This window comes from Bacteroidia bacterium, assembly GCA_016218155.1.
Classification (GTDB): Bacteria; Bacteroidota; Bacteroidia; order Bacteroidales; family GWA2-32-17; genus GWA2-32-17.
Genome location: JACREQ010000111.1, coordinates 1 through 26,375, shown reverse-complemented (window position 1 = coordinate 26,375; position 26,375 = coordinate 1). Strand labels below are relative to the sequence as shown.

Annotated in this window: 27 protein-coding genes; 13 read left to right on the top strand and 14 right to left on the bottom strand. The window is 30.3% G+C overall.

The features are described from left to right. The first annotated feature begins 3 nt into the window (after positions 1-3). Complete coding sequence (locus HY951_18765) at positions 4-1,302, top strand: deoxyribodipyrimidine photo-lyase (GenBank protein ID MBI5542106.1); 1,299 nt, start codon at positions 4-6, stop codon at positions 1,300-1,302. Positions 1,303-1,359: 57 nt separating this feature from the next. On the opposite strand, the gene HY951_18760 is transcribed toward HY951_18765, so the two are convergent. From HY951_18760 to HY951_18715, 10 genes are all read right to left on the bottom strand, one after another. Next, positions 1,360-2,304, bottom strand: a complete 945-nt coding sequence (locus HY951_18760; GenBank protein ID MBI5542105.1) for an SPFH domain-containing protein — start codon at positions 2,302-2,304, stop codon at positions 1,360-1,362. Positions 2,305-2,327: 23 nt separating this feature from the next. After that, entirely contained in the window at positions 2,328-2,765 is a 438-nt protein-coding gene (locus tag HY951_18755; GenBank protein MBI5542104.1) for a peptidylprolyl isomerase, read from the bottom strand. Between the two features lie 71 nt (positions 2,766-2,836). After that, a complete protein-coding gene (locus tag HY951_18750) occupies positions 2,837-4,156 on the bottom strand; it encodes a DEAD/DEAH box helicase (protein ID MBI5542103.1) in 1,320 nt (439 codons plus the stop codon). Between the two features lie 233 nt (positions 4,157-4,389). Further along, positions 4,390-4,806: a hydroxymyristoyl-ACP dehydratase gene (locus HY951_18745; GenBank protein ID MBI5542102.1), complete on the bottom strand. Its 417-nt coding sequence runs from the start codon at positions 4,804-4,806 to the stop codon at positions 4,390-4,392. Between the two features lie 4 nt (positions 4,807-4,810). Continuing rightward, on the bottom strand, positions 4,811-6,166 hold the full coding sequence (locus tag HY951_18740) for a radical SAM protein (GenBank protein MBI5542101.1): 1,356 nt from the start codon (positions 6,164-6,166) through the stop codon (positions 4,811-4,813). Then, positions 6,163-6,795: a lysophospholipid acyltransferase family protein gene (locus tag HY951_18735; GenBank protein MBI5542100.1), complete on the bottom strand. Its 633-nt coding sequence runs from the start codon at positions 6,793-6,795 to the stop codon at positions 6,163-6,165. The genes HY951_18740 and HY951_18735 overlap by 4 nt, the downstream gene beginning before the upstream one ends. Positions 6,796-7,069: 274 nt before the next feature. Further along, complete coding sequence (locus tag HY951_18730; protein MBI5542099.1) at positions 7,070-7,315, bottom strand: acyl carrier protein; 246 nt, start codon at positions 7,313-7,315, stop codon at positions 7,070-7,072. 35 nt (positions 7,316-7,350) lie between these two features. After that, entirely contained in the window at positions 7,351-8,571 is a 1,221-nt protein-coding gene (locus tag HY951_18725; GenBank protein ID MBI5542098.1) for a beta-ketoacyl-[acyl-carrier-protein] synthase family protein, read from the bottom strand. A gap of 9 nt (positions 8,572-8,580) precedes the next feature. Continuing rightward, a complete protein-coding gene (fabG, locus tag HY951_18720; protein MBI5542097.1) occupies positions 8,581-9,309 on the bottom strand; it encodes a 3-oxoacyl-ACP reductase FabG in 729 nt (242 codons plus the stop codon). Between the two features lie 141 nt (positions 9,310-9,450). After that, a complete protein-coding gene (locus HY951_18715) occupies positions 9,451-10,869 on the bottom strand; it encodes an adenosylhomocysteinase (GenBank protein MBI5542096.1) in 1,419 nt (472 codons plus the stop codon). Between the two features lie 241 nt (positions 10,870-11,110). Here HY951_18715 and HY951_18710 point away from each other — a divergent pair, with 241 nt between their 5' ends. The 8 genes from HY951_18710 (at position 11,111) to HY951_18675 (ending at position 18,443) form a co-directional block, all read left to right on the top strand. Then, entirely contained in the window at positions 11,111-11,998 is an 888-nt protein-coding gene (locus HY951_18710; GenBank protein ID MBI5542095.1) for a pirin family protein, read from the top strand. Between the two features lie 56 nt (positions 11,999-12,054). Next, positions 12,055-12,480, top strand: coding sequence for a hypothetical protein (locus HY951_18705; GenBank protein ID MBI5542094.1), 426 nt, complete (start codon positions 12,055-12,057; stop codon positions 12,478-12,480). 9 nt (positions 12,481-12,489) lie between these two features. Continuing rightward, positions 12,490-13,320 (top strand): hypothetical protein, encoded by an 831-nt coding sequence (locus tag HY951_18700; GenBank protein ID MBI5542093.1) that lies wholly within the window; start codon positions 12,490-12,492, stop codon positions 13,318-13,320. A 338-nt stretch (positions 13,321-13,658) separates the two neighbouring features. Further along, positions 13,659-14,036 (top strand): energy transducer TonB, encoded by a 378-nt coding sequence (locus HY951_18695; protein ID MBI5542092.1) that lies wholly within the window; start codon positions 13,659-13,661, stop codon positions 14,034-14,036. A 151-nt stretch (positions 14,037-14,187) separates the two neighbouring features. After that, the gene (locus HY951_18690) at positions 14,188-14,415 is read left to right on the top strand and encodes a hypothetical protein (GenBank protein MBI5542091.1); all 228 of its coding nucleotides are present in this window, start codon (positions 14,188-14,190) and stop codon (positions 14,413-14,415) included. Positions 14,416-14,424: 9 nt separating this feature from the next. Further along, complete coding sequence (locus HY951_18685) at positions 14,425-15,612, top strand: hypothetical protein (GenBank protein ID MBI5542090.1); 1,188 nt, start codon at positions 14,425-14,427, stop codon at positions 15,610-15,612. A gap of 145 nt (positions 15,613-15,757) precedes the next feature. Further along, entirely contained in the window at positions 15,758-16,924 is a 1,167-nt protein-coding gene (locus HY951_18680; GenBank protein ID MBI5542089.1) for a D-alanyl transfer protein, read from the top strand. 4 nt (positions 16,925-16,928) lie between these two features. Next, complete coding sequence (locus HY951_18675; protein ID MBI5542088.1) at positions 16,929-18,443, top strand: AMP-binding protein; 1,515 nt, start codon at positions 16,929-16,931, stop codon at positions 18,441-18,443. On the opposite strand, the gene trpS is transcribed toward HY951_18675, so the two are convergent. The 3 genes from trpS to HY951_18660 form a co-directional block, all read right to left on the bottom strand. Continuing rightward, entirely contained in the window at positions 18,440-19,429 is a 990-nt protein-coding gene (gene trpS / locus HY951_18670) for a tryptophan--tRNA ligase (GenBank protein MBI5542087.1), read from the bottom strand. The genes HY951_18675 and trpS overlap by 4 nt on opposite strands. A 22-nt stretch (positions 19,430-19,451) precedes the next feature. Then, positions 19,452-19,892 carry a DedA family protein gene (locus HY951_18665; GenBank protein ID MBI5542086.1) on the bottom strand — a complete coding sequence of 147 codons (441 nt, stop codon included), beginning with the start codon at positions 19,890-19,892 and terminating at the stop codon, positions 19,452-19,454. Positions 19,893-19,972: 80 nt separating this feature from the next. After that, positions 19,973-20,509, bottom strand: a complete 537-nt coding sequence (locus HY951_18660; GenBank protein MBI5542085.1) for a CvpA family protein — start codon at positions 20,507-20,509, stop codon at positions 19,973-19,975. Between the two features lie 105 nt (positions 20,510-20,614). Here HY951_18660 and HY951_18655 point away from each other — a divergent pair, with 105 nt between their 5' ends. The 3 genes from HY951_18655 to HY951_18645 all read left to right on the top strand — a co-directional run bounded on the left by HY951_18655 (position 20,615) and on the right by HY951_18645 (position 23,662). After that, positions 20,615-22,135: a GH3 auxin-responsive promoter family protein gene (locus tag HY951_18655; GenBank protein MBI5542084.1), complete on the top strand. Its 1,521-nt coding sequence runs from the start codon at positions 20,615-20,617 to the stop codon at positions 22,133-22,135. Continuing rightward, positions 22,135-22,920 (top strand): hypothetical protein, encoded by a 786-nt coding sequence (locus HY951_18650; protein MBI5542083.1) that lies wholly within the window; start codon positions 22,135-22,137, stop codon positions 22,918-22,920. Before HY951_18655 ends, HY951_18650 begins: the two co-directional genes overlap by 1 nt. A gap of 118 nt (positions 22,921-23,038) precedes the next feature. Then, a complete protein-coding gene (locus HY951_18645) occupies positions 23,039-23,662 on the top strand; it encodes a deoxynucleoside kinase (GenBank protein ID MBI5542082.1) in 624 nt (207 codons plus the stop codon). A 9-nt stretch (positions 23,663-23,671) separates the two neighbouring features. On the opposite strand, the gene HY951_18640 is transcribed toward HY951_18645, so the two are convergent. Further along, on the bottom strand, positions 23,672-25,642 hold the full coding sequence (locus HY951_18640; protein ID MBI5542081.1) for a glycosyltransferase family 39 protein: 1,971 nt from the start codon (positions 25,640-25,642) through the stop codon (positions 23,672-23,674). 45 nt (positions 25,643-25,687) lie between these two features. On the opposite strand from HY951_18640, the gene HY951_18635 reads away from it, so the two are divergent. Beyond that, positions 25,688-26,185 (top strand): prolyl-tRNA synthetase associated domain-containing protein, encoded by a 498-nt coding sequence (locus HY951_18635; GenBank protein ID MBI5542080.1) that lies wholly within the window; start codon positions 25,688-25,690, stop codon positions 26,183-26,185. Positions 26,186-26,375: the final 190 nt, after the last annotated feature.

Genomic DNA, 26,375 nt, shown 5'->3' with positions numbered 1-26,375 from the left:
AAAATGCAGAAAGTTAATGTATTTTGGTTTCGCAGAGATTTACGTTTAAATGATAATCATGGTTTGTATCAGGCATTGAAAGATAACAATGCTGTATTACCTGTTTTTATTTTCGACAAAAAGATTCTTTCTAAGCTTTCAGAAAAAAAAGATAAAAGGATTACGTTTATATATCATACTTTAGAAAAGTTATGTAAGGATTTAATAGAACAGGGCTCTTCTCTTTATATAGCAATTGATGAACCATTACAGGTATTTGAAAAAATTTGCAAAGAATACACTGTTAATGCAATATACGCTAATAATGATTATGAACCTTATTCAATTGAAAGAGATCAGGAGATTTCTGAATTTTTAAAAGCAAAAAATATTTTATTTCATACTTTAAAAGATCAGGTTATTTTTGAGAAATCGGAAGTAATGAAATCAGATAATAGCCCATACACTATATTTACACCCTACTCTAAAATATGGAAACAAAAACTTATAAAAGAAAATGTAAAAGCCTTCCCATCTGAGAAATTGTTAAACAAGTTTATTAAAATAAAAGCATTTAAGTTTCCATCAATAAAAGAAGTTGGATTTGAGAAGGTAATTATAGATTTTCCTTCAATAAAAATTGATGAAACAATTATTATTAATTATCATAAAACCAGAAATATTCCATCTGTAAACGGTACAAGTATGCAAAGTGTTCATTTACGGTTTGGGACAGTTAGTATTAGAGAACTTGTTATGAGAGCTTTAAAATTAAACGAGCAATGGCTAAATGAGTTAATCTGGAGAGAGTTTTTTATGATGATACTTTATCATTATCCTTATGTTGTAACAAAGTGCTTTAAGAAAAAATACGAGAATATTTTATGGCGAAATAACGAAAAAGAATTCGAATCCTGGTGTAAGGGTGAAACTGGTTATCCTATTGTTGATGCTGGTATGAGGGAGCTTAACGAAACAGGTTTTATGCATAACAGAGTAAGAATGATTGTTGCAAGTTTTTTAACAAAGCATTTATTAATTGATTGGCGTTGGGGAGAGGCATATTTTGCAGAAAAATCACTTGATTTTGAATTGTCATCTAATAATGGAAATTGGCAGTGGGCTGCAGGGTGTGGTTGCGATGCTGCACCTTATTTTAGAGTGTTTAATCCTACTGAACAAATGCGAAAATATGATAGTGAAATGCTTTATATTAAAAAATGGATCAAGAATTATAAACCAGATTACATAACAAAGATTGTCGAACATGATTTTGCAAGAAAAAGAGTTTTAGAAGTTTTCCGAAATGCGTTAACAAATTAAAATAAAAAGACCTCAGAATATTTACATTCTGAGGTCTTTTATTATTTGTTAAAAATATTATTTTTTAACTTTAGGTTCTTCGGGCAAGTTTAATGACATTATTTCCTGCATTGTTCTTTTCATGCTATCAGTTGAACCATCTAAGAAAATGGTATTTCCTTTACCTTGTTCTGCAAAATGTTTTATTGCTTCAGTCCACATCGAGAACAATAAGAAAGAAGAATCAAGACTAGCATCATGCATTTCTTTTGCAGCCATTGCCATACCAGATGCAACTTCTTTTCTGAATAAAGCTACTCCTTGTCCACGTAACTGTGCAGCCTCTCTTTCTGCAGATGCTGAAATTTTAATAGCATTACCTTCGGCTTCGGCAGCTTTTGTTTTTGTTATTAATAATGCTTGACCTTCGTTTTCTGCAGCAGCTTTTAAATTTGATGAAGCAACTACTTTTGCCATTGATTTCATGATTTCATCATCAAAGGTAATGTCGTTAAGTTGTAGGTCAATAAGATGATAACCCCAGCCTGCTAAAGTAACATCAATATGTTGCTTTACTTCCATAACAATCTCATTTCTTAATGATAATACCTCTGCTTGTTTTTTTGTAGCAACAAATCCACGAATGGTACCTTCAATTGTTCTGATTAATGCCTGCATGAAATTTCTTTCATCAACAAACTTGAATGCAACATTCTTTATTATTTCTTCATCATTACTGATAACAGCGTATACTAACATGGCTTTAAAATATACGTTTGCCTGATCTTGTGTGGTAGCCTGAAATTCCATTTCTAATGAACGATTCTGAATTGAAACTTTTTTATAAATAGCTTCAATAAAAGGAATTTTCATACTTAATCCAGGTGTGAGTATTCTTCTGTATTTTCCAAATACTGTAATAACAGCTATTGATCCTTGCTTTACAGTAACAAAAAATGAGAAAAATATTAATACACCTAATGCGATTAATACATAAATTACAATCTGACTAATGTTTTCCATAGTATTTGTTTTAGGTTAATATTCTATTCTTCGATAATAATAATTTTTTCAATCGAGTCATCAGCTTCAATTGCATCAATAACCTCAACTCCTTTAACAACTTTACCAAAACATGTATGGTTACGATCTAAATGTGCTGTATTTTCTCTACTGTGGCATACAAAAAATTGAGAACCACCTGTATCTCTACCTGCATGAGCCATCGATAAAACTCCGCGATCGTGATATTGGTTATCACCGTTTAATTCGCATTTAATTTTATAACCCGGTCCACCAACACCTGTACCTTGTGGACAACCACCTTGAATTACAAAATTTGGAATAACTCTATGAAAAGTTAAGCCGTTATAAAATCCCTTTTTAGCTAAATCGCAAAAGTTTTTTACTGTATTTGGAGCATCTTTTTCATAAAACTCAACGTACATTACCCCTTTTTCTGTATGTATTTCTGCTTTTTTCATAAAAATTTATTAATTTATATTGTTGTAAATTTATAAAAAAATTGATTTGATTTTTAAAATGATAAAAATTTTTAATTTCTGAACCTGTTAGGTCTTTCACCTCTGTTATTATTAATCCCACTAAATCTATTGGGTTTTTGTTTATTTGGATTAGTAGTTTGGTTTTTTGAATTTGGGTTTTGTGCTTTGGTACTTGGTCTTTGTTGATTTGCATTTCTCACAAATGGTTGTTTTGGAGCTTTTACCGGATTATTATCAATTAATGGGAAAGGATGATCATTAATTACAGGAATCTTTTTAGAAATCAGCTTTTCAATATCTTTTAAATATACTTTTTCTTCAGCATCACAAAATGAAAATGCCGTGCCGTTAGCTCCGGCTCTGCCAGTTCTACCAATTCTGTGAACGTAGGTTTCTGCAATATTTGAGATTTCATAATTTACAACAAATTCCATATCGTCAATGTCAATTCCGCGGGCGGCAATATCAGTTGCTACAAGAACTCTTGTTGTTTGAGCTTTGAAATTTGCTAATGCTCGTTGTCTGGCATTCTGAGCTTTATTCCCATGAATTGCTTCAGCTTTAATATTATTTTTTACAAGGACTTTTACAACTTTATCTGCGCCATGTTTTGTTCTTGTAAAAACCAAAACTGTTTTTATTCTTTCGTCTTCGAGTAGATACATTAAAAGTGCATTTTTATTTCCTTTGTCAACAAAATACACAAATTGATTTACTGTATCTGCAGTTGTTGCCGAAGGGGTAACTTCTACTTTCTCTGGTTTGTTTAATATAGTGTTAGAAAGCTTTACAATTTCAGGTGGCATAGTTGCTGAGAAAAATAATGATTGTCTTTTTGCAGGGAGCAATAATAATAATTTCTTAACATCGTGTATAAAACCCATGTCAAGCATGCGATCTGCTTCATCTAACACAAATATTTCAATGTCTTTTAATGAAACAAATTTTTGATTGATTAAATCGAGCAATCTTCCTGGCGTTGCTATTAATATGTCAACTCCGCCCTGTAATGTTTTTACCTGTGGATTTTGATTTACTCCACCAAAAATAACTGCACTGGATAAATTTGTGTATCTTCCGTATGCTTTAAAGCTCTCGTTAATTTGAATAGCAAGTTCACGTGTTGGTGTAACAATAAGGCTTCTTATTTTTCTTTTTCCAATGACTTGTTTGTTTTTACTAAGAAGTTGTAATATAGGAACAGCAAATGCTGCTGTTTTTCCGGTGCCAGTTTGTGCACAACCGAGTAAATCGGTTCCTTGAAGAACAATAGGTATAGCTTGTACTTGAATTGGTGTTGGGGTTGTGTAACCTTCTTCTATTAATGATTTAAGAATAGGTTCAATAATTTGTAAGGACTGAAATTGCATTAAGTATTTATTTGGTGATTAATATGCCCTGTATATTTGGCGTGAAATTTTCTGATTTGTATTTTGCAAAGATACTAAATTAAATTGAAAGAGGTAATGTGCTGATTATATTGCATTTTGTCATTCTTCTTTTTTGTCATTCTGAACGTAATGTAATGAAGTGAAGAATCTAAAAACGAAAAGCAGATTCTTCGTCCGCCGCGGCGGATGCTCAGAATGACATTCTAAAATAATTATTCCCTTAACAAAATCTTCATTTTACAAAATGCGTACTCAGTGTTATTACAAAGTACCTTACAATCTACTAATGTAATTCCCATTATCTCATCAGTAAAAGTAATTTCTGTAATTAGCTCATCGTTAGGAACTGGGTACTTATTAATTTGAATTTCCTGTAATGATGCAATAATACCAATGGGTGGTGTGCCACCTTTCATTTTATAAGAAAAACCAAGTCGTGCTGCTGCCGATTGTGCCATGTTTTCGAGTAATCCTGCTTCAGATAAAAATCCTTCTTCACAAAACATTGAGTCAGATAAAACTTTAAAGCGTGTTAAAGTTTTCTTTTCGTCTGTGGAAATATGTTCATCAACCATTACCATTGGTAAACGTTGAGGAATAAGTTGAAATATATTTGTTAAATCTTTCATAACATTATTTAGTAAGATATTCCCATAACGGACCTTTTTTCCCTTTTGCACGTAGTTTATTTATTATTCCGGAAGAATCTTCGTCAGGAAAAACCCATCTTTTGCCCGATTCACTTGCAAATCTTTTAACTTCTTCTTCGTTATAGTCTTCAGAAATATAGTATTTTGGAAGTAGCAAATCGTCAGTTGGCAATATTTTTCCTTCAGCTAAAGCAATTTTGTAAAGTTCAGTATTAGGATATATTCTCATTCCGACAAATGGAAAAAATACGGTTCTTCCGAATTTCTTAGAATTATCAAATGTTTCCCGAAGTGTGGCTTTTGTTTCACCATATCCTCCAAGAATTAGAAAATGTGCAAAATCTATATCCAATTTGTTACAGATATTAGAAGTTGTAAGAATATCATTAAAATTAAATGGTTTTCTGTACGATGTTAGGGTTGTGTCGCAAAGCGAATCAGTGCCAAACTCTATATGTGTAAGACCTGCTCTTTTTAAAAGTACCAATAAGTCTTCGGGAAGATTCTTAAAATTAAAATATGCTCCCCATTTTATATTTAAATTTCTTTTAATGAGAAGTTCTGCAAATTCGTAATTAAATTTATTTTTAAGATTGAAGAGTGAATCAGTAAAAAAGAAATAATCAACTTTATTATCAACACTATATTTTTCAAGATTATCTACTAGTACTTCAGGGTTGTGAGTTCTGACATTTGTTCCCTCAATCAACGGGTAAGTGCAATAAATACATTGGTATGGACAACCTCTTTTTGTTTGAATATTTAACATACCGCTGGTTTGCCAGTAATAATCTGTCCAGTCGCTATTGTATGATGGTTGAGGTTGGCAGGTTGTACTATCTTTTTGATTGAATATTGTTATTCCATTATCTTTGAAAATTAAGCGAGGAATTTCTTTAAAATCAGTTCCATTTTCAATTGCTTTTATCAATTTGCATAAAGAAATTTCGCCTTCGCCATAAATACCAAAATCAGGTTGTAACAAATTGTACATTTCAATAGGAAAAATGGAATATCCCGGTCCGCCGATGATTATTTTTCCATTTGATTTTTTTCTTACAAGTTCTACTATTGTTTGGTAGTGCTTAATGTAGCTGTCTTTAGAATAGAAATTCACATCATCAACATTTCTAAAAGAAATACCAATGTAATTTGGATTAATTTTTTCAATAAGGCTTGTAAGTTCAGTATAACCTTGTTTATTAAAATCAAAAAGAGTTATTCCGATTTCAGGCATATTTTCTTCTAAATATGAAACAAGGTATGATATACCTAAAGGGTAAACCGGATATGGATCTTTTAGCTGGTTAGCCGATATAAAAAGAATATTTTTTTTCACGATAATTGTTCTTTCCAGAAAGGGTAATGATTAAACCATTGTAAAGGATACAAAGTAAGCATTTTTTCGAGTTCAAAAATATAGTCGGTTACAATTTCACGAAGTTCTTCTTCACGATTTGTTCTGTTTCTTACTATCGAGTAGGTTTTAGGAGGTGTTGCATAAAAATGATATTTGAAATGCTTTTCTTTCATCGCAAAAACAAAAGATACAGGTGTTCCATATGAAACCGCAAGTCTGAATGGTCCTGCAGGGAACAAAGCAGGTTTATTAAAAAGTTTTGCTTCTATAAATCTTTCACCTTCAATAAATCTGTCGCCATGAATGCAAATAATTTCTTTTTTTGAGATTGCTTCATTTATAAAAAATAAATGACTCATATCTTCTTTTAAAGGAATCAGGTTCATTGTTTTTCTAAGAATGGGATCAAGCAGATTTTTTATTTTTTCATGTTCGGCATCAAGAATTACAATGTTTACTTTTGTATTAATACGCTCGAGCATATTACCTGCCATTTCAAAGTTGCCAATATGGGCGCTGATAAGTAATCCGCCTGTTTCTTTTGCCATTTGACGAAGATATTCTTCTCCTTCAAAAATAAAGCTGAATTTAGTTTTAAAACCAGCCATTGAAGCAGTTTTATCAAGTAGAACTTTTCCGAAGTTCAGATAATTTTTAAAAATAGAAACGGCAGATTTAATTTTCCCAAAAAGAAAAATCTTTCGATAAAAGAAATTTAGCGATTTGTAAGATTTGGGAGAAAAAAAGAAAAAATAAATGGCTACAAAAAACAAAACAAAGTAAGCAACTGAAAGGCCGAAATTTTTAATAAAAAAAATAAAAATCCTGTAACCTAATGGGTTACCACGTGTTTTGCCTTTCCATGTTGCCACAAAGAAAGTATTACTTATTCACTGTTTTGAAGATGTAATCGTACAAGTCGTTAAGGTTGCGAACATCAACCATTTCTTCACCTTTTACTTTAAACTTGAATTCTTTTTCTATTACAACAGCAATGTCAACAAAATCAAGACTTTCTAAACCTAAATCGTCTTTTAATGATGCCTCAGGAGTAATTTGTTCTGGGTTTAATTCAAACTCTTCAATTAAAAAATTGTTAATTATTTGAACTACTTCTTCTCTATTCATACGAAATTATAATTTTCGCAAATATAGAAAAAATTTTATTTTATACGTCTAACTACCAAAGCAGAATTTGTTCCTCCAAAACCAAATGAGTTTGAGAGAAATGCATTTATTTCCTTTGGAGTGGTTTTAGTTGCAATGTTTATTTTCTGCATTGCTTCGTCGGGTTCTTCGTAATTTATGTTTGGTGCAACAAAATTATTCTGCATCATTAACATTGAATAAATCATTTCGCTAGCTCCAGCCATCCACATTTCGTGTCCGGTCATTGATTTTGTAGAACTTACAAGCGGTTTTGTGTTACCGAATATCGAATCAATTGCACTTGCTTCATTCATGTCGCCAAGAGGTGTAGAAGTAGCATGAGCATTAATATAGTCGATAGCGTCAGGTGAAAGATTAGCATCTTTTAATGAATTTGTCATTGCACGAATTGGCCCGTTGATATCAGGAACAGAAATATGTTTTCCATCAGATGAAAAGCCATAACCAACAATTTCTCCTAAAATTGGAGCACCGCGTTTTACTGCGCTTTCATATTCCTCAATAATAACAGTTGCTGCACCACCACTTGGAATTAGTCCGTCGCGGTTTTTATCAAATGGTCTAGATGCTTTTGTAGGTTCATTTTCACGTTTAGAGAATGCTCCCAAGCCATCAAAACTTCCTACGCAAAATACGTTAACTTCCTGAGCACCGCCGCAAATAACTCTTTCCTGATAACCGTGTTTAATAAGAAAATATCCCATTCCAATAGCATGAGAACCACTTGCGCATGCACCACTTACTGTGAAGTTAATACCTTTAAGTTTAAATATTACCGATAAATTCATTGTTACCGAAGAATTCATCGATTGAAAAACTGAACCTGAACCTACAAGTAAAGTATCCCGTTTTTCTCTTATTATGTCAATTGCATTTATTACCGGAACAGCAGAACTATCGTTTCCAAACAAAATGCCTACTTCGTTATTGTCTAGAAAATCCTGATCCATGTTAGCATTTTTTAATGCTTCAATAGTAGAAATATAGGCATATTCAGCTTGTTCTGGCATACTAACTCTTGCACGACGGTCTAATAAACCTTTTAGTTGAGGACGCTCTAAGAATCCTGTTAATGCTGACTGATAGCCGTATGTTTTTCTTTCGGCATCTAAAATAATTCCACTTTTTCCCTGATACAGAGAATCTTTAACTTCTTCTAAATTTTTTCCAATAGATGAGTAAATACCCATTCCAGTTATAACAACTCTTTTCATATAAATTAATTATGTATATAAGCCTCCGTTAATTGAAATTACTTCTCCTGTAATATAAGAAGAGTTTTCTGAAGCTAAGAAACCTGCCAATTCTGCAACTTCTTCGGGTGTTCCAAACCGATTTAACGGAATCATTGCTTTTAATTGTTGCTCGTCTAAATCAACTGTCATGTCTGTACTGATAAATCCGGGAGCAATTGCATTAACAGTAACTTTCTTTTTACCAACTTCCTGAGCTAGTGCTTTAGTTGCTGCTATTACTGCACCTTTAGCTGCCGAGTAATTTACCTGCCCTGGTAAACCTTTTAATCCTGAAAGAGAAACAATGTTTATTATTCTTCCGAATTTATTAACGATCATGTTTTTAAGTAAAAGACGGGTTGGATAGAAGAAGCCGTTTAGGTTTGTATCTATAACATCATTCCAGTGACTGTTTTCCATCCAGATCATTAAGAAATCCTTACGAATACCTGCATTATTTACTAATACTTCAATATATTGTTCGGGATTAGATTGTTGCCAATTTTCTAAAGCAGTCTCAACTTCTGGGAATTTGCTAACATCAAAGCGTAATATTTCACCGGATCCACCGGCATTTATAACATTATCGAGAGTTTTTTTAGCTTCGGTTTCATTGTTTAAATAATTTATCAAAACATGATAACCCATTGAAGCTAATTTTGTGCAAATTGCTCTGCCAATACCTCTTGAACCACCTGTAACTAGTGCAATTTTCATATGTCTGTTTAGTAGAAAATTAAATAATAATTATGCAAATTTATTATTTTTTTTAAATGAATGAACTGATAATAGCTATAAAAACAAAAGTTGACGAAAATGATCAAATTCATAATCGTCAACTTTATAAAAATATATTTTTTAATATCTGTAATGATCAGGTTTGTATGGTCCGTTAATTGGGACACCAATATAATCTGCCTGTTCCTGAGTAAGTTTTGTAAGAACTACACCAATATGCTCTAAATGTAAACGGGCAACTTCTTCATCTAAATATTTTGGAAGTCTGTAAACTCCAATTTCATATTTTTTAGAATAGAAGTCTAATTGAGCAAGGGTTTGATTTGTAAAGGAGTTACTCATAACAAAAGATGGATGTCCTGTTGCGCAACCCAAATTTACCAAACGACCTTCTGCCAATAAGATAATTGAATGTCCGTCAGCAAAAATATATTGATCAACCTGTGGCTTTACATTTACTTTTTTAATTCCGGGAAGAGCTTCAAGTTGGTTAACCTGAATTTCATTATCAAAATGTCCAATGTTACAAACTATTGCTTCATTTTTCATTTTTTGCATGTGTTCTGCTTTAATGATGTCTTTGTTTCCAGTAGTGGTAACAAAAACGTTTCCTTCAGGAAGAGCTTTTTCTAAAGTAGTAACTTCAAAACCTTCCATTGCTGCCTGTAGTGCACATATTGGGTCGATTTCAGTAACAATAACTCTTGCACCATAGCTTCTCATTGAGAAAGCGCATCCTTTTCCAACATCGCCATAACCGCAAACAACAACAACTTTACCAGCTAACATGATATCAGTAGCACGTTTAATGCCGTCTGCTAAAGACTCACGGCAACCGTATAAATTATCGAATTTAGATTTTGTAACAGAGTCGTTAACGTTAATTGCTGGGAAAAGTAATTCACCTTTTTCAAACATCTGATATAAACGGTGAACTCCGGTTGTAGTTTCTTCTGAAACACCTTTAATATCTTTTGCTAACTGGCTCCAGATTTTTCCATTCAATTTAGTTTGCTCACGAATTAGGTTTTTAATTACTTGTTCTTCGTGTGATGAGCAAGGAGAATCAACAAATGAAGGATCTTTTTCAGTTTTAATTCCCCAGTGAATTAACATTGTAGCATCACCGCCATCATCAACTATAGATGTTGGTCCTTGTCCGTTTGGAAAAGTAAGTGCCTGCATTGTACACCACCAATATTCTTCTAAGGTTTCACCTTTCCATGCAAAAACAGGAATTCCTGCAGCAGCAATTGCAGCAGCAGCATGATCCTGAGTTGAGAAAATATTACAACTTGCCCAACGAACATCAGCACCAAGTTCTGCAAGGGTCTCAATTAAAACTGCAGTTTGAATGGTCATGTGTAAAGAGCCAGAAATACGTGTTCCTTTTAATGGTTTTGTAGCTCCATATTTCTTACGTAATGACATTAGTCCCGGCATTTCGGTTTCGGCAAGTTTAATTTCTTTGCGACCCCAATCAGCTAGAGTCATGTCTTTTACTTTATAATTTAAAGTTTCGGTCATTGTTTCACTCATGTTATTAATTTTTTGTGCAAAGATAATTAAAATATAATTTTTTGAAATTATTTAATTGGTAAATACTTTAAGTTCTTACAAGTGAATAAAGTCAATTCTTACTTTATTATTTTTTTGATAAGAAGCCTACCTAAAATTATAATAACAAAATATAAAAGTAAATTATTGTTAAATATTCAATTCATTACTATATTAACTGAAATCTATGCTTATATTTAATAAACTTTATTTTAGAAATAATATGAATCAAACATCAAATAAACCTAAAAAAATAGAATCAATAATTCCACCTCCACCACATCATTGGGTTGGAAATGGATTCAAGGTAAATGGTTTTTTCCCTGGTGGACTAAGATCAGAAAGCAGAATGTCGCCCTTTTTTCTGCTTGACTACAATGCAAAAATGGAATTACCTCCAAGTGAAAAGCCAAGAGGTGTTGGAGTTCATCCTCACAGAGGATTTGAAACAGTAACTATTGCTTATCATGGAAAAGTTGAGCATCATGATAGTGCCGGGAACCACGATATAATAGGAGAAGGTGATGTGCAATGGATGACAGCAGCTTCGGGAATATTACATAAAGAATACATCGAAACAGACTTTAATAAAAAAGGTGGTGCATTTCAGATGGTACAACTTTGGGTTAATTTACCGGCAAAAGATAAAATGACAAATCCAAAATACCAACCCATAACATATAACAATTTTGGTAAGTTTAATTTACCTGATAATAAAGGAATCGTAAATGTTATAGCAGGTAATTTTAATGGGATAAATGGCGCGGCTTATACTTTTTCGCCAATGAATGTTTATGATATAAAGTTAAATGCCGGATCGTCATTAAAAATAGAATTACCCGAGAATTATAATACTGGAATTTTAGTGATTGAAGGTGATGCCGTAATTAATGAACAGAAAGTTCCAGAGAATAACTTTGTTTTATTTAAGAATAAAGGAACAGAGGTTGTTTTTACTGCAATAACAAATTGTACATTTTTAGTGTTAAGTGGTGAGCCAATAAATGAACCAATTGCTGCTCATGGTCCTTTTTTAATGAATACTGATAAAGAAATTCAAGACGCAATTGATGATTATTATTCCGGGAAATTCGGACATCTTGAAGATTAATTTTGAATTGTAATTTCTTTTTAGAAGAATTTCAATAATTTTACCAAAAAATAAAAATGAAGATTACAATTCCACTAATACCTTTAAAAGTAGAGCAGGGTGGTTGCCATATGTTGATTAAATCAAGGATTAATTCAAATATTGGTGGATATATAATTATTGACACAGGTGCTTCAATGTCTGCTTTTGACAAAGAAACATTTATGGATTATTCTGAATCACTTTTAAATGTAAAAGACATAAAATCATCGGGTATCACAAATGAATCACTTAATGCAGTACCAGTAATAATTAATAAAATATTTTTTGGAAGGTATTTGTTTAAAAATATTGAAGCAGTATTAATTGATTTGATTCATATAAATACATTGTATAGTGAATTTACAAATAAAAAAGTAATTGGTTTGATTGGTGGTACTTTTTTGAAAAAGTATAATGCAATTATTGATTATAAGAATAATAAACTGAAAATAGAAATTTAACAAAATATAATGAAAAAGATAAAAAGCATACAGGCATGGGTAGATAATGGCGATGAAACTTATATGAAGGAATGTCATGAGTATGATGAAAATGGTAAGGAGATTGCTAGAGAGAGATATTTTTCATCTGATTCGCTAGAAGAAAAAACCTTAACAAAATACAACGAAGAGGGGTTGATTGTTGAAGAAATAAATATTGGTGAAGATGGTGAAGTTAATGACAAAACAGCTATTCATCGTGATAGTAATGGGTTGCCTACTGAAATTATTGTTGAATATTTAGATGGTTCTAAAACAATTAAAACCTATTCCAGACAAGATAATAATAAAACAACAATTGTTACAGAAGTAAGTGACGAGGGTGAATTTGAAGGTAAGGTAAGGGTTAAAGTTGATGATAAGGGACATATTGTTGAGAATGCTGTTTTATCAGAAAATGATGAATTAGTAGAACAACATTTATATGAGTTCGATGAAAAAGGAAATATTTTAAAAGAGCTGGTGTTTGAAAAATCGCAGATGATTTCAGAAACAAAATATATTTATGACGAAAACATGAATCTTGTAAAAAGAATTATGTTAAACCCATCCGGAGATACTATAGATTGGGCAATTTTCAGATATGATGCTAATGGAAATATCTCAGAACAGCAATACGGTGATCATACTTTATATAAATTAGAGTATAATGAAAAAGGTAAGGTTGTAAAAGAGCAAAAAGTAAATGCTATGGGTATGATGGAATATAGTAAGAGTTTTGAATATAACGAAGAGGGAGATTTAATGAAAGAAGATAATCTAATGGAAAAAACTACCTACAAGTACATCTATTATGAATAGAAAAGTCGGCTTCCGGGAGGAAACCGACTTTCATTAACCCAAACAACTAACAAACTATGAAAACCGATAATGGTGTTTAACCGGTACAAAGATATAATCAATATATATACATTTTTAATTTTTTTGGCAGACTTTAATAAAAAGTTTACTAAAATTCGTTTTTTATTGATAAACGTATAGGGATGATTTTTAACAATATAAACCGTTTTAGTTGAATGGCTAAATTGTAGATATTAAACAGTTTATGTGTTTTAGAAAACAATCAAATATTTTAATATATGATAAAAAATCCTATATTTGTAAAGGATTGCATGATGTAAATAAATATTGTAACTGTTATGAAAAAATTTTTAGTTTTAATTACTTTTTTAGGAATAGCTTATACCGGTTTTTCGCAGATTAATCAACAGGTAGTTGTAAATCAGGAAGCGCAGTTCCCGGGCGGTGATCAGGCATTGGTGCAGTATATTTATCAGAATATAAAATGGCCTGATGCAACTAAAGGAAACTTAATAATGGATGAAATGACAATCAGCCTTGATGTACTTCCCGATAGTTCAATTGCCAATGTGGTTGTTTTGAAAAAAGTCGGATTTGGTATAGATGAGGTTGTGGTTGATATGATAAAAAAGAAAAAGTTTATTCCTTCAATTCAAAATGGTGTAGCTGTAAAAATGAATGTAATGCTTGGAGTCCCAATTCAGGTGAGGAATTAAATAAAGCTATTTTTTATTTATAAAATTATAATTAATAATTCTCCTTTTTTTGAGAAGTTCATATCTATAGTCACAATATTTTAGCTTTATTTTTAATCAGGTTTAAGTATATTTGCTAAATTTTTATTTTTTAGACTAAGCAAAATTGAGCATGGACGACATAAAAATATTTATACAAAATGAAATAATGAACCTTGCTTTTGTTAAAGTAGGTTTTGACGATTCGTTAATTAAATCGAAAGTATTAGATTCAATCACTGTTGTTGATTTATTAGTTTCTATTGAAGAAAAAACAGGTAAAAACATTCCGCAACACTTAATTAGTCCAGATAACTTTGACACTATAAATATTATTATTGAAACTTTAAAAAAGCTTTAAATTAAAAAAATGAAAAAGGTAGGGATTATTTATCTTGTTCCATTTTTTTTAGCTTTTGCATTCATATACTTTTTCAACAAATATTTAAACTCTGAATTACTTCATAACAACGTTAACAATAGTTCAGATTCTTCTTCTTTATATATAGAAAATTTTCAGGCTAATCAATTTTATGAAGATAGGTTCCTATTAGATAACGATAGTTCTAAAACAATATTTATGTTAGGCTCATCTGAGCTTAGTAATTCAACAGAAGCAATACCTTATAATTTTATTTCAAATAATTTTAAAACAAAAGTTGTTGGTATAGGACATGCTGGCAACCAGTGTTTTTCAATATATTCGCAATTACTTGCAAACGAAAAACGTTTAAAAGATGCAAACATTGTAATAATTCTATCTCCAGGCTGGTTCGAGTCAAAATCATCAAAAGGAACTTCTTCTGCAATTTTTTTGGAATATAATTCTGAGTGGTTCTTGAAAACAATTAACAATAACAAAAAGGATACTGAATTTACTGCATATGAAAACAAGAGAGTTTCTCAATTATATAATGAATTTAACTCTCCTAATCTTGAAATAAAATTAATGAACTTTAAACATCGTTCAACTTCTAGTTTTATTCATAAAATATTGTTTTATCCTGTTATTTTATCCGACAATTTATTAATAGAACTTAAAGAAAAGATACAACCAAAAAGAATAACATTAAACCCAATAAATAAATTTCCATTTATATCAGAAGACATCCAAATTAACTGGGACAGTCTTTTTACATCATCAAAAGAATTAATTATTAAAAATTCAAATAATAACAGATTTGGTATTAACAATAATTATTATACTGAATATGTTCATGGAAAAAGAGGAAAAGTTGAACCTGTTAATGAATGTTTTAATCAGGAATTAGAAGATTTTAAAATGCTTATTAAACTATTAAAAAAGAAACAGACAAATGTGTGCTTTGTTATATCTCCACTAAACCCCATATACTGTAGTAACTTAAAAGAATTAACACCTACAATAAATATAATTAACAACGAAATAGAATCTAATGGCTATAGCTATCTTAATTTATTTGAAACAGATACTTTAAAATACGATAAAGCTGTTTTGTTTGATATCATGCACATGTCAGAATATGGCTGGTATAAGATTGATAAGTTTATTGTTGAAAAATTTAAATTAACAAAATGAAAAGAAGTATTATAAAATTTTTATTAAATATTATATTATATTCAATTATTGCGATATCAATTTATTTATTGTATTCGCCATTAAATAATCACCATAACAATAAAACAAGTTCTTCAATTCAATTTGTATATCAACAGTTTTAATTATGCTCCCATTTAGCTCCTTTGAGTTTTTTATTGTAATGGCCATGTTTATAGGAACAATGGCAGGAGCAAAATATATTTTCCCTAAAATATATTATAAATATTTACTCGCTACATTAAATTTATTATTCTTATTTGTTATTTACCCTAAACCATTTCATTTTATTGCTTTAATTTTATTTTCATACTTTATTACTTATCTTATTGCAGATGTTTTCAAAATCAAAAAAAAGATTTGGGGTATACTGTTTCTGCTTCTTCCAATGCTATTGGTAAAATTTAATATACACTTTGACTTTTACCCATTTGATCTGAATAACATAATATCATTTGCAGGATTATCATATGCAAGTTTTAGAATTATGGGCTATTATATGGATAAAGCCCCAAATGAAAAGATGGCAGATATTATTAGCTATACAAATTTTCTGTCTTTTACTCCAACATTATTAATCGGACCAATAGATAAATATAGTCGTTTTAAATCTTCTCAGGATATTGGGTTTTTAGCTATTAATACAGAGAATTTCATTATTGGCTGGAATACCCTTGTAAAAGGAATTGCATTTAAGTTTATTATTGCTGAGGTTATTGATAGATACTGGTTGAACATTTATCCTGATACAAGTAAGGAAATTTTGCACATGTTTAACAATATGTACTCTTATTACTTTTATCTGTTTTTCGATTTTGCTGGTTATTCGTTTATGGCTTTAGGAATTGGTAAAATGATGGGAATTAATGTGCCCGTAAACTTTACAAATCCATTTTTAGCTGTTAACCCACAAGACTTCTGGAGAAGATTTCATATAAGTCTTGGAGAATGGCTTAAAGACTATTTTTTCACTCCTTTATATATGTTTTTAACCAGAAAAAAGAGTTTGAAAAAATATCCTGTATTACGACAAAATATTGCACTAATATTAACTTTTCTTTTAATGGGTTGCTGGAATGGATTTAAGTTAAATTACATTTTAAGCGGAACGTTGTTAGGGATATTCTCAGCAGTTCACAACACCTACATAATTCAATGTAAGAAAAAAGGAAAGGATATTATTTTTGGAGATATGAATCCTATTGCAATTAAAATAATTAGCATTATCTTAGTTTTTAATACTTTTGCATTTGCACTATATGTTTTTAGCGGAAGATTTCCATTTTTAAATTAATTTTATGAGATTTTGCTTTGATCAAAAAGAGTTTATTGAACAATCTATTGAACCGGATAGATTATCAGTAATTGATAAAAACAGAGAACTAACATGGCTTCAATTCGAAACTGAAGTAAATAATATCTGTTTATTTTTTAAACAACAGAATTGGGATAAGCTTGGAAAACCTGTTATTCTTTATGGACACAAACAGGTAGAAATGATTAAAGTAATGTATGCAATGATGAAACTTAACATTACATACATACCCATTGATATTATTTACCCTAAACAACGCATTTTAACTATCCAACAATTAGCAAAAGTAGATATCGTTTTAAATTGCACCGATAATTTTCTTGATTTTGAAAACACAACTGAAGTTAAAGTAAAGCCAAATGAACTTATCATCCAGAAACAAGATTCAACTCCAATTTTATCAAATAATATAAGCCCTGATCCGTTAATCTATATTATTTTCACATCAGGCAGTACAGGTGAGCCAAAAGGAGTACAAATTTCAACTAAAGCTGTTCAGTCATTTACAAAATGGATGGCTAATGATTTCGGATTTTCGTCAAAAGATGTATTTATTAATATTGCTAATTTCAGTTTCGATTTATCTGTTTATGAAGTAATGACCTTTGGTGTATTAGGTTCTACTTTACTTTTAAATGATCTTGAAATAACCAAAGATGCTGAAATATTAATGCAAAGAGTAGAAAAACATCAAGGTACAATCTGGGTTTCTACTCCTTCATTTGCTCTTACTTATGCCAGAATCGGTTACGATTCAAGATTAAATTCTTTAAAATATTTTTTATTTTGTGGCGAAACACTCCCACATACAACAGCTGCAACATTATACAAAGAATATTCTAATGCAATAATTTATAACACCTATGGTCCAACAGAAGCAACTGTTGCTACAACACAAATAGAAATTACAAAAGAAATTATAGACAAATATAATCCGCTACCTGTTGGCTATCCAAAACCTGAATGCGAAATTCTTATCGAAACTGAGAATTCAGAAGAAAAAGAAGGTGAATTGGTAATTGTTGGTGACCATGTTTCTGTAGGTTATTTTAACAACGAGGAATTAAACAAGCAAAAATTCTTTTTACATAATGGTAAGCGTGCCTTTAGAACTGGCGATTTAGCTTATTACGAAGACAATATGCTTTTTTGCAATGGCAGAAACGACGACCAGATAAAAATGCATGGATTTAGAATTGAGTTAAACGAAATAACAAATGCAATTTGCAAAAACGAAGTAGTTTCTTCTGCAGCAACAGTTGGACTTAGAAGAAATAATGAAGTAAAAAAAATAGTAAGCTTTGTTATTCCTAAAATTGCAATTGATAAAACAGAGCTTAATAAAATACTATTACCATTTCTAGAAAAATCTTTACCTTACTATATGATTCCCGGTGATATAGATATAGTAACCGATTTTCCATATAGTACAAGCCATAAAATTGACAAGAAAAAACTAACAGAAGATTACCTTAAAAGGCAATTTAATAATGATTAAAACTTCCTAAACCCAATAATTTCTCTAACTTCATTTATTGTTTTAGTAGCGCTAATCCTTGATTTTTCAGCACCATGATTTATTACTTTACGTAAATAATCATTGTCTGCTTTTAATTCAGTTATTCGCTCACGAATTGGTGTTGTAAATTTAATAATATCTTCTGCAAGTTGTTTTTTTAAATCACCATATCGAATTGAGCAATCGTTATATTTTTCTGTAAAAAAGGTTACAGTTTCTGGTGTTGAAACAACTTTTAAAAGTGTAAAAAGATTTCTTATCGATTCAACCATTTCCTGATTTGGGGTTGTTGGACCTGCATCAGTTACAGCACGCATAACTTTTTTTCTTATTACTTCAGGTTCATCGGCTAAATTAACTGCATTACCTTCTGATTTTCCCATTTTGCCAGAGCCATCTAATCCAGGTATTTTTACTAACTCCTGACCGAAATTATATGCAGTTGGCTCCGGAAAATAATCAACATTGTACATTCTGTTAAAACGAGCTGCAAAATTTCTTGTCATTTCTAAATGCTGTTCCTGATCTTTTCCTACTGGCACTTTTAATGCACGGTGAATAAGAATATCGGCAGCCATTAAAACAGGATAGGTTAATAATCCTGAGTTTACATTATTTGGTTGTTTTCTGGCTTTATCTTTAAAAGTTGTACAACGTTCTAGTTCGCCCATGTATGCGTTCATATTTAACAAAAGATACAATTCGGGAATTTCGGGTATGTCAGATTGTCTGTATAAAGTGCATTTTTCAGGATCAATACCACAAGCTAAATATTCTACTAAAACCTGTTTTGTTGTTTCAAATAAATTTTCTGGTGTTGGATGAGTTGTTAAAGAGTGATAATCTGCAATGAAGAAAAAGCAATTACTTTCTTCCTGCATTCTAACAAAATTTTTCATGGCACCAAAATAATTTCCAAGGTGCAAATTTCCTGTTGAGCGAATTCCGCTTAATACAATTTCCATAATTTATTTTTTTGCAAAACTACTAAAAGAAAATATCCCACAAATATACTATTGCAATATATCTTGCTAATTTTCCTGCAGTCATGAATATAGTTACTTTATAAACGTTTATTTTAAGGAGTCCCAATGCAACGGCAATAACATCTCCAATAATAGGAAGCCATGTTAAAAAGGCAGCTAACCCTGTATATTTTTTTATCCGTAACTGCATTCTTTCAAGTCTTTCTTTTTTTATTCTTAAATATTTTTCAATCCAAACCCATTTTCCAAGATAACCCAAACCATAACTCGACATTCCTCCAAGAGTGTTACCTATTGTAGCTATAGTTATTGACCAGAATGCATCATATCCTCCAGTTACCATTCCAACTACTACTGCATCTGAGCTAAAAGGAACTATTGTTGCTGCTAAAAAAGAAGCAAAAAATAATCCGGCATAACCAAGTTCGAACCAGTAAGACATTTTTGGATTTAGGAATTAGGATTTTCGATTTAGGATTAATTTTAAAGTTAAACTTATAAAACGATAAACTGACAACTGTTTTATTTAAGTTCATCTTTTTTTTCGGGTTTTTTTTCTGATTCTAGAACATTTCCTAAAGTTTCAGTTACAGAGGGATAAACTTTTACAACCAATTCACTTAATGGATTATAAAGAAGTGAATTGTTTCTTATATTTTCTTTTAAGAATAATCCATTTTTATCATATTTGTTTACAAGTAAAAGAAGTACACTTATTATTACAATAGTTTTTGCAGCACCAACAACTGCTCCGGCTAATTTGTTAGGTATACCAAGTGCAGCAGATTTTACAAGTTTATCAACACCTTTTGCAACTAAAAAAACTATTATTACAATTATTAAGAATGTGACTGAAAATGAAATCAATGGTACATAATCTGATTTAATTTCAAACCATTTCGAAATATATCCTGCAACAAATCCCGAAAAAATAATTCCGCCATATAGTCCTAGCATTAATGCAGCTAATGATGCAATTTCAATAATAAAACCTTTGGTAAAGCCTTTATAGCCGAACCATAAAATAGGAATAATTAACACTAAATCAATAAAATTCATTTTAAATATTTTTTTATCAAATGTATAAACCAATCGAGAAACAAAAAACTTTTTGACTGTATTTAAAATAAAAAATTTTAAGTTTGTATAAACAAAATTAAGTTAATGGCAATTCTTCAATCTCTAATCAGTTGGTTACATATTAAACGAATGACTCAAATTGATTTATTTCGTAAATATCCGGTTGATGTTCAGTTGGAAATGAATTATAAATTACTCAAAAAAGCACGTGAAACAGAATTTGGAAGAAAATATAACTTTGAAAGTATAACATCAATTAGGGAATTTCAAAATCGAGTGCCATTGTCAGACTATGAAAATTTAACTTCTTATATATCAAGGTTACGTAAAAACGAACAGAATATTTTATGGCCATCAGAAATTAAATGGTTTGCTAAATCATCTGGTACAACAAATGATAAAAGTAAATTTATTCCTGTTAGTAAAGAAGCATTAGAAGATTGTCATTTTAAAGGTGGTAAAGATATAATTGCACTATTTTCATCCCAGCGTCCAAATTATGAGTTATTTAAGGGTAAAACCTTAGGGCTTGGTGGTAGTCATCAAATAAATGAATTTAGTAATGAATCGTATTATGGCGATTTGTCGGCAGTATTAATTCAGAACTTACCTTTTTGGGCAGAATTTTTGAGAACCCCAAATCTTGAAATAGCTTTAATGGACGAATGGGAGAGCAAAATAGAAAAAATGGCTCATGCTACAATAAAAGAAAATGTTACAAGTATTGCCGGTGTTCCTTCATGGACATTGGTTTTAATGAAACGCATTTTAGAATTAACAAATAAAAAAGATTTATCCGAAATCTGGCCAAATCTGGAAGTCTTTGTTCATGGAGGTGTTAGCTTTGAACCATACAGAGAGCAGTTTAAAAAGTTGTTCACTTCTGATAAGATGAATTATCTTGAAACATATAATGCATCGGAAGGATTTTTTGCAATTCAGGATGATTTGAATACTCGTGATATGTTGCTAATGCTAGATTATGGGATTTTTTATGAATTTATTCCTATGGAGGAATTTGGAAAAGAAAATCCTAAGGTGCTAACAATTGGTGAAGTAGAACAAGGAAAGAATTATGCATTGGTAATTACCACAAATTCCGGATTATGGAGATACATTATTGGTGATACGGTTAAATTTACCTCTTTGTATCCGCATAAAATTGTTATAACAGGGCGCACAAAACATTTTATAAATGCATTTGGCGAAGAACTTATAATCGAGAATGCCGAGAAAGCAATTAAAATTGCAAGCGAAAAAACTCATGCCGAAATCAGAGAATACACTGCAGCACCGGTATATATGACAGAGTGCTCAAAAGGTGCACACGAGTGGCTTTTTGAATTTTCTACACCTCCGTCAAGTATTGACTATTTTATGGAGATACTTGATAATGCTTTAAAATCTGTTAACTCTGATTATGAAGCAAAGAGATATAGAAATATGTCTTTAGATTTTCCAAAAGTTACTGTTTTACCTGATGGAACATTTTACAAATGGCTTAAGGATAAAGGAAAACTTGGAGGGCAGCACAAAATACCACGACTTGCGAATCACCGCGAATATATTGATGAACTGTTAGCATTAAAAAACAAGATTATTTAATGAAAGTTTTATTATTAATACTGTTATTTGTTATACTTAATTCAACAGAGTTAAACCCTTTTATGCAAGTTAGTGCAAATGCTGATATTGTATTAAACGATGCATTAGGTAATATATATACAGTAAAAGAAAACAATCTTATTCTTTATTCCAGTGAAGGCAAAAAACTTTATTCTTATTCTAATTCCTTTCTGGGCAATATCTCAATGGTAGATGTTACTGATCCGATGAGAATATTACTGTTTTTTAAAGAGTTTAATAAAGTTATTTTTTTGTCAAATAAGCTTTCAGAAATAGGAAGTCCAATAGAACTTGATAATTCAGGTTATAGTCAGGTAAATATTTGCTGCACATCAAATTCGGGAGGCTTCTGGATATTTGATTCGCAAATGCTACAACTTATTCATCTAAATGGTAATTTAGAAGCAGACAGGAAAGGGACTATTATTCAGTCTGTTTTTAACAAAAGTGAAAATATTCCTGTAAAATTGTTAGAAAATAATGATATTATATATATGTCGGTTCCAAAAACAGGATTGCTGCTTTTTGATAAATTCGGAGTATATAAAAAATTGATTCCAATTACTGAAATAAATTATTTCCAAATAATAGGAGATAACATTATTTATTTGTCAGAAAATAAACTTTGCTCATATTCACTTATTAAGAATGAACTAATTCAGGAAATTAATCTTGATTTAAAAATTAAATCAGTTTCGGTTTTTAAAGACAAAATGATTGCTTTAAACGATAATGAAATATTGTTTTTTAATATTAACAACTAAGCTATAATTATTTTAAAGAAAAATTTTCAGAAAATGCGATTAGTTGTTAATTAAAAAAAACTTTTAGTGATAAAATAATTTGTATTTTCGGATATTAAAAAAAGCACAAAAAATGGGAATGCACATAGCCATTGCAGGTAACATCGGATCAGGTAAAACCACGCTTACAGGGATGTTGGCAAAACATTACAAATGGGAAGCTCATTACGAAGACGTGGAAGATAATCCATATTTAAATGATTTTTACGAAGACATGCACCGTTGGTCTTTCAATTTGCAGATTTATTTTCTAAACAGCAGATTTAGCCAGATAGTTGAAATAAGAAAGTCAGCAAAAACTGTTATTCAGGATAGAACCATTTATGAAGATGCTTTTATTTTTGCACCCAACCTGCATTCTATGGGATTAATGTCGTCAAGAGATTTTGAAAATTATTTTACTCTCTTTAATTTAATGACATCATTAATTCAACCACCGGACTTGCTTATTTATTTACGTGCTTCTGTTCCACGATTAGTAGAACAAATACAAAGCAGAGGCAGGAAGTATGAAAGCGGAATACGTTTGGATTACCTTAAAAAACTTAATGAGCGTTACGAATCATGGATTTCAGGTTATAGTATCAGCAAATTATTAGTAGTGGATATTGATAAAATTAATTTTAGCCAGAAACCTGAAGATTTAAGAGAAATTATCAATAAAATTGATGCTGAGATTCATGGACTTTTTCCTTCTAAATAATTAAAGGTTTTAAAAGTCAGTGGTAATTGCATAAATAAAGGGATTTCCTTTTTCAAATCTTACACAGAAATCATCCAAATATATTGGAGACTTTCCCACATTCCATATATATGTATTAAAATAAACAGAATCTTTTGGTAAATTAATATCAGTTAAGCGGGCAGCTAAATTTATTGTTTGCCATTTATTTTTAACATAATAAAAATCTTTAGATGATGCTCCAATCCATGATATTAGACTGTCATTTTTATCCATTAATGTTAAAACTATTGTTGCATCTTTAGGAATATTTTCAGAGTAAAGCTTGACTGTGATATTAATAAAATCATGTTTGCTGCATTTATATTTTTGTAGAGTTCCTTTAAAACCTGGTCCCCATTCTTCACCTTCACTGAATTTATAACAATAGTTAGTGGAATCGGTAGGACTAATACAAATATTTGCCTGATTAAAAGACCAATCAACAAGTTGTTTGTCAAAATAATTATTTGTTTCAAAATAAAATCTTGAAATATTATTTTGTGGTAATTTTGAAAAAACATACCATTCGTAACCAAACCCTACAGATCGTTTAACAAAGTATGGATACTCTGATTGAGCAATATCGTAATTCTGGAGTGGCATAACTCCTACATGAACAATTGCAATGTAATTGGTATGTAATTTTTTTATATAATTTTTAAAGCCAATATTATTAAGCATATCAAAAACATAAAGATTACATGGTATTTTATGATGATACTTTAATGTATAATATTTAAGATAAAATGGTTCATAACCATTAATTAGCAATGATACCGGTTGTTTTAATGAATCCATTAATGCTATTTGATTTATTGCAATAGCATCATAGCTTTGATTATAAAAGAAATTATAATATTGTCTTCCAATCACTAATGTGGGAATGTTAATGCAACAAATTAATAAAACTAAAATAATATTGATTTTAACTTTTAGAGGTGGGAAAAAGGAGAAGGCAACAATAAATAAAAAGGGAACAGAAAAAATTAATGCAGAATATTGTAAAATTGGCTTCCCGTAAATTGAATATAAATATCCTGTAACAATTGGTAAAATTAGCCAAATTAATCCTGTTATTCTTAATGCATTTTTGTCTTTTTTATTACTGTTCTTAACAAATAGAAAAATTCCGATAGCAGTTATAACTAAAAAGAATATTTCTGCCCAAATTGAAAAATGAAAAACAAATTCTAAGTATGTAATAAAAAATGAACTTCTAGGCTTTGGAAGCCAGTTTAATCCACCATGTGATAATTGCGTAATAAAAATACTTATATGTGGTAAGGTAAGTAAGCTAGCAATAAAGCAAAATATCAGGTATTTTTTAAGAAGAAGATTTTTTAAAAACAAAGTGCCAGTGATAGCAGCTACTAAAGCAGAAAATAGCGTGAAATAATGATTGTAGGCACAAAGTGCAGCTGTTATTGAAAAACCAATCCAGTAAAATATTTTATCTCTTTTTTCGAGAACAACTTGAGACCAGAAATATATAAATAATAGAAAAAAGAATAATCCTGATGCATAAGGTCTCTCAATTTGACTATACATTACTGTAAACTGAATAGTTGCAATAAATGCTGATGAAAGTAATCCAACTGTTGGATTAAACCATTTTTTTCCAATAATAAAAATTAGCCATACTGAAGCAATGCCGCATAAAATAAATGGCAGTTTTACCGACATTTCTGAATAACCGAAAAATTTTACCCAATAAAATAGAAAAATCTGAATTCCAGCCGGATGACCGTCTCTAAGTATTCCTAAATCAATAAGTGAATTAATTGAATCATAATTTGTTCTTGATAAAGCACTGAGTTCATCTAGGGTAAAAGGGATGTTATTTAGCTTATACAACCTTAAAATGGAAGCAATAACTACAATAGTTAATGCAATTAAATTATCTCCTTTAAAATATTGAATGGTTTTAGAAAAAAATGTGTTTTTGTTTGTGGCAACCATTTTGTAAAGTTGAATATTTTTTCAAAAATTGCAAAAACTTAAATTATGAATGGACAAATTGAATTGTACGAAAAACTAAATGAGCTCGGGATTCAGTTTATTTATCATGAGCATCCTCCAGCGCCTACAATTGAAATAGCCATGCAATACTGGAAAGATCTTGACTCATCTCATTGTAAAAATTTATTTTTCAGAAATCATAAAGGTAATAAGCATTATCTTGTAATTCTAGAGCATAAACAAAATCTTGATATTCATTCACTTGAAAAAATTCTTAAACAGGGAAAAATTTCTTTTGCTTCGCCAGAAAGAATGCTAAAATATCTCGGACTTACGCCAGGTTCAGTTTCTCCTTTTGGGTTAATAAATGATAAAGGTCATGAGGTTCACGTATTTATTGATGAGAACCTTAAGCAAAGTAAAACTATTAGTTTTCATCCTAATATTAATACAGCTTCATTAGTTATTAAATTAGATGATTTAATTTTGCTTCTAAAATATTTTGGAAACAAATTTGAGTTTATTGATTTAGTTGAAAAATAAAAATTAAATGTTTGTAAACTATTAAATTATGTCAAAATATTAAAATCAAAAACTTTGATATTAAGTTTTTTCTTATTTTTGAATAATGATAAAATTTTTTTATACATATATTATTGCTGCAATTCTTGTGACTGTTTTATTGCACAAAGCCAATGCACAGTCAATTCCTACTGCAGAGGAAAATATTCCT

What these genes read in the sequence shown, in the direction of transcription:
- HY951_18650 (MBI5542083.1), top strand. Translation starts at nt 22,135, where the DNA reads ATGAAAGTTTTATTATTAATACTGTTATTTGTTATACTTAATTCAACA.
- HY951_18645 (MBI5542082.1), top strand. Translation starts at nt 23,039, where the DNA reads ATGCACATAGCCATTGCAGGTAACATCGGATCAGGTAAAACCACGCTT.
- HY951_18715 (MBI5542096.1), bottom strand. Translation starts at nt 10,869, where the DNA reads ATGAGTGAAACAATGACCGAAACTTTAAATTATAAAGTAAAAGACATG.
- HY951_18710 (MBI5542095.1), top strand. Translation starts at nt 11,111, where the DNA reads ATGAATCAAACATCAAATAAACCTAAAAAAATAGAATCAATAATTCCA.
- HY951_18735 (MBI5542100.1), bottom strand. Translation starts at nt 6,795, where the DNA reads ATGGCTGGTTTTAAAACTAAATTCAGCTTTATTTTTGAAGGAGAAGAA.
- HY951_18730 (MBI5542099.1), bottom strand. Translation starts at nt 7,315, where the DNA reads ATGAATAGAGAAGAAGTAGTTCAAATAATTAACAATTTTTTAATTGAA.
- HY951_18690 (MBI5542091.1), top strand. Translation starts at nt 14,188, where the DNA reads ATGGACGACATAAAAATATTTATACAAAATGAAATAATGAACCTTGCT.
- HY951_18655 (MBI5542084.1), top strand. Translation starts at nt 20,615, where the DNA reads ATGGCAATTCTTCAATCTCTAATCAGTTGGTTACATATTAAACGAATG.
- HY951_18755 (MBI5542104.1), bottom strand. Translation starts at nt 2,765, where the DNA reads ATGAAAAAAGCAGAAATACATACAGAAAAAGGGGTAATGTACGTTGAG.
- HY951_18640 (MBI5542081.1), bottom strand. Translation starts at nt 25,642, where the DNA reads ATGGTTGCCACAAACAAAAACACATTTTTTTCTAAAACCATTCAATAT.
- fabG (MBI5542097.1), bottom strand. Translation starts at nt 9,309, where the DNA reads ATGAAAATTGCACTAGTTACAGGTGGTTCAAGAGGTATTGGCAGAGCA.
- HY951_18765 (MBI5542106.1), top strand. Translation starts at nt 4, where the DNA reads ATGCAGAAAGTTAATGTATTTTGGTTTCGCAGAGATTTACGTTTAAAT.
- HY951_18665 (MBI5542086.1), bottom strand. Translation starts at nt 19,892, where the DNA reads ATGTCTTACTGGTTCGAACTTGGTTATGCCGGATTATTTTTTGCTTCT.
- HY951_18660 (MBI5542085.1), bottom strand. Translation starts at nt 20,509, where the DNA reads ATGAATTTTATTGATTTAGTGTTAATTATTCCTATTTTATGGTTCGGC.
- HY951_18635 (MBI5542080.1), top strand. Translation starts at nt 25,688, where the DNA reads ATGAATGGACAAATTGAATTGTACGAAAAACTAAATGAGCTCGGGATT.
- HY951_18750 (MBI5542103.1), bottom strand. Translation starts at nt 4,156, where the DNA reads ATGCAATTTCAGTCCTTACAAATTATTGAACCTATTCTTAAATCATTA.
- HY951_18725 (MBI5542098.1), bottom strand. Translation starts at nt 8,571, where the DNA reads ATGAAAAGAGTTGTTATAACTGGAATGGGTATTTACTCATCTATTGGA.
- HY951_18685 (MBI5542090.1), top strand. Translation starts at nt 14,425, where the DNA reads ATGAAAAAGGTAGGGATTATTTATCTTGTTCCATTTTTTTTAGCTTTT.
- HY951_18745 (MBI5542102.1), bottom strand. Translation starts at nt 4,806, where the DNA reads ATGAAAGATTTAACAAATATATTTCAACTTATTCCTCAACGTTTACCA.
- HY951_18675 (MBI5542088.1), top strand. Translation starts at nt 16,929, where the DNA reads ATGAGATTTTGCTTTGATCAAAAAGAGTTTATTGAACAATCTATTGAA.
- HY951_18760 (MBI5542105.1), bottom strand. Translation starts at nt 2,304, where the DNA reads ATGGAAAACATTAGTCAGATTGTAATTTATGTATTAATCGCATTAGGT.
- HY951_18680 (MBI5542089.1), top strand. Translation starts at nt 15,758, where the DNA reads ATGCTCCCATTTAGCTCCTTTGAGTTTTTTATTGTAATGGCCATGTTT.
- trpS (MBI5542087.1), bottom strand. Translation starts at nt 19,429, where the DNA reads ATGGAAATTGTATTAAGCGGAATTCGCTCAACAGGAAATTTGCACCTT.
- HY951_18695 (MBI5542092.1), top strand. Translation starts at nt 13,659, where the DNA reads ATGAAAAAATTTTTAGTTTTAATTACTTTTTTAGGAATAGCTTATACC.
- HY951_18705 (MBI5542094.1), top strand. Translation starts at nt 12,055, where the DNA reads ATGAAGATTACAATTCCACTAATACCTTTAAAAGTAGAGCAGGGTGGT.
- HY951_18700 (MBI5542093.1), top strand. Translation starts at nt 12,490, where the DNA reads ATGAAAAAGATAAAAAGCATACAGGCATGGGTAGATAATGGCGATGAA.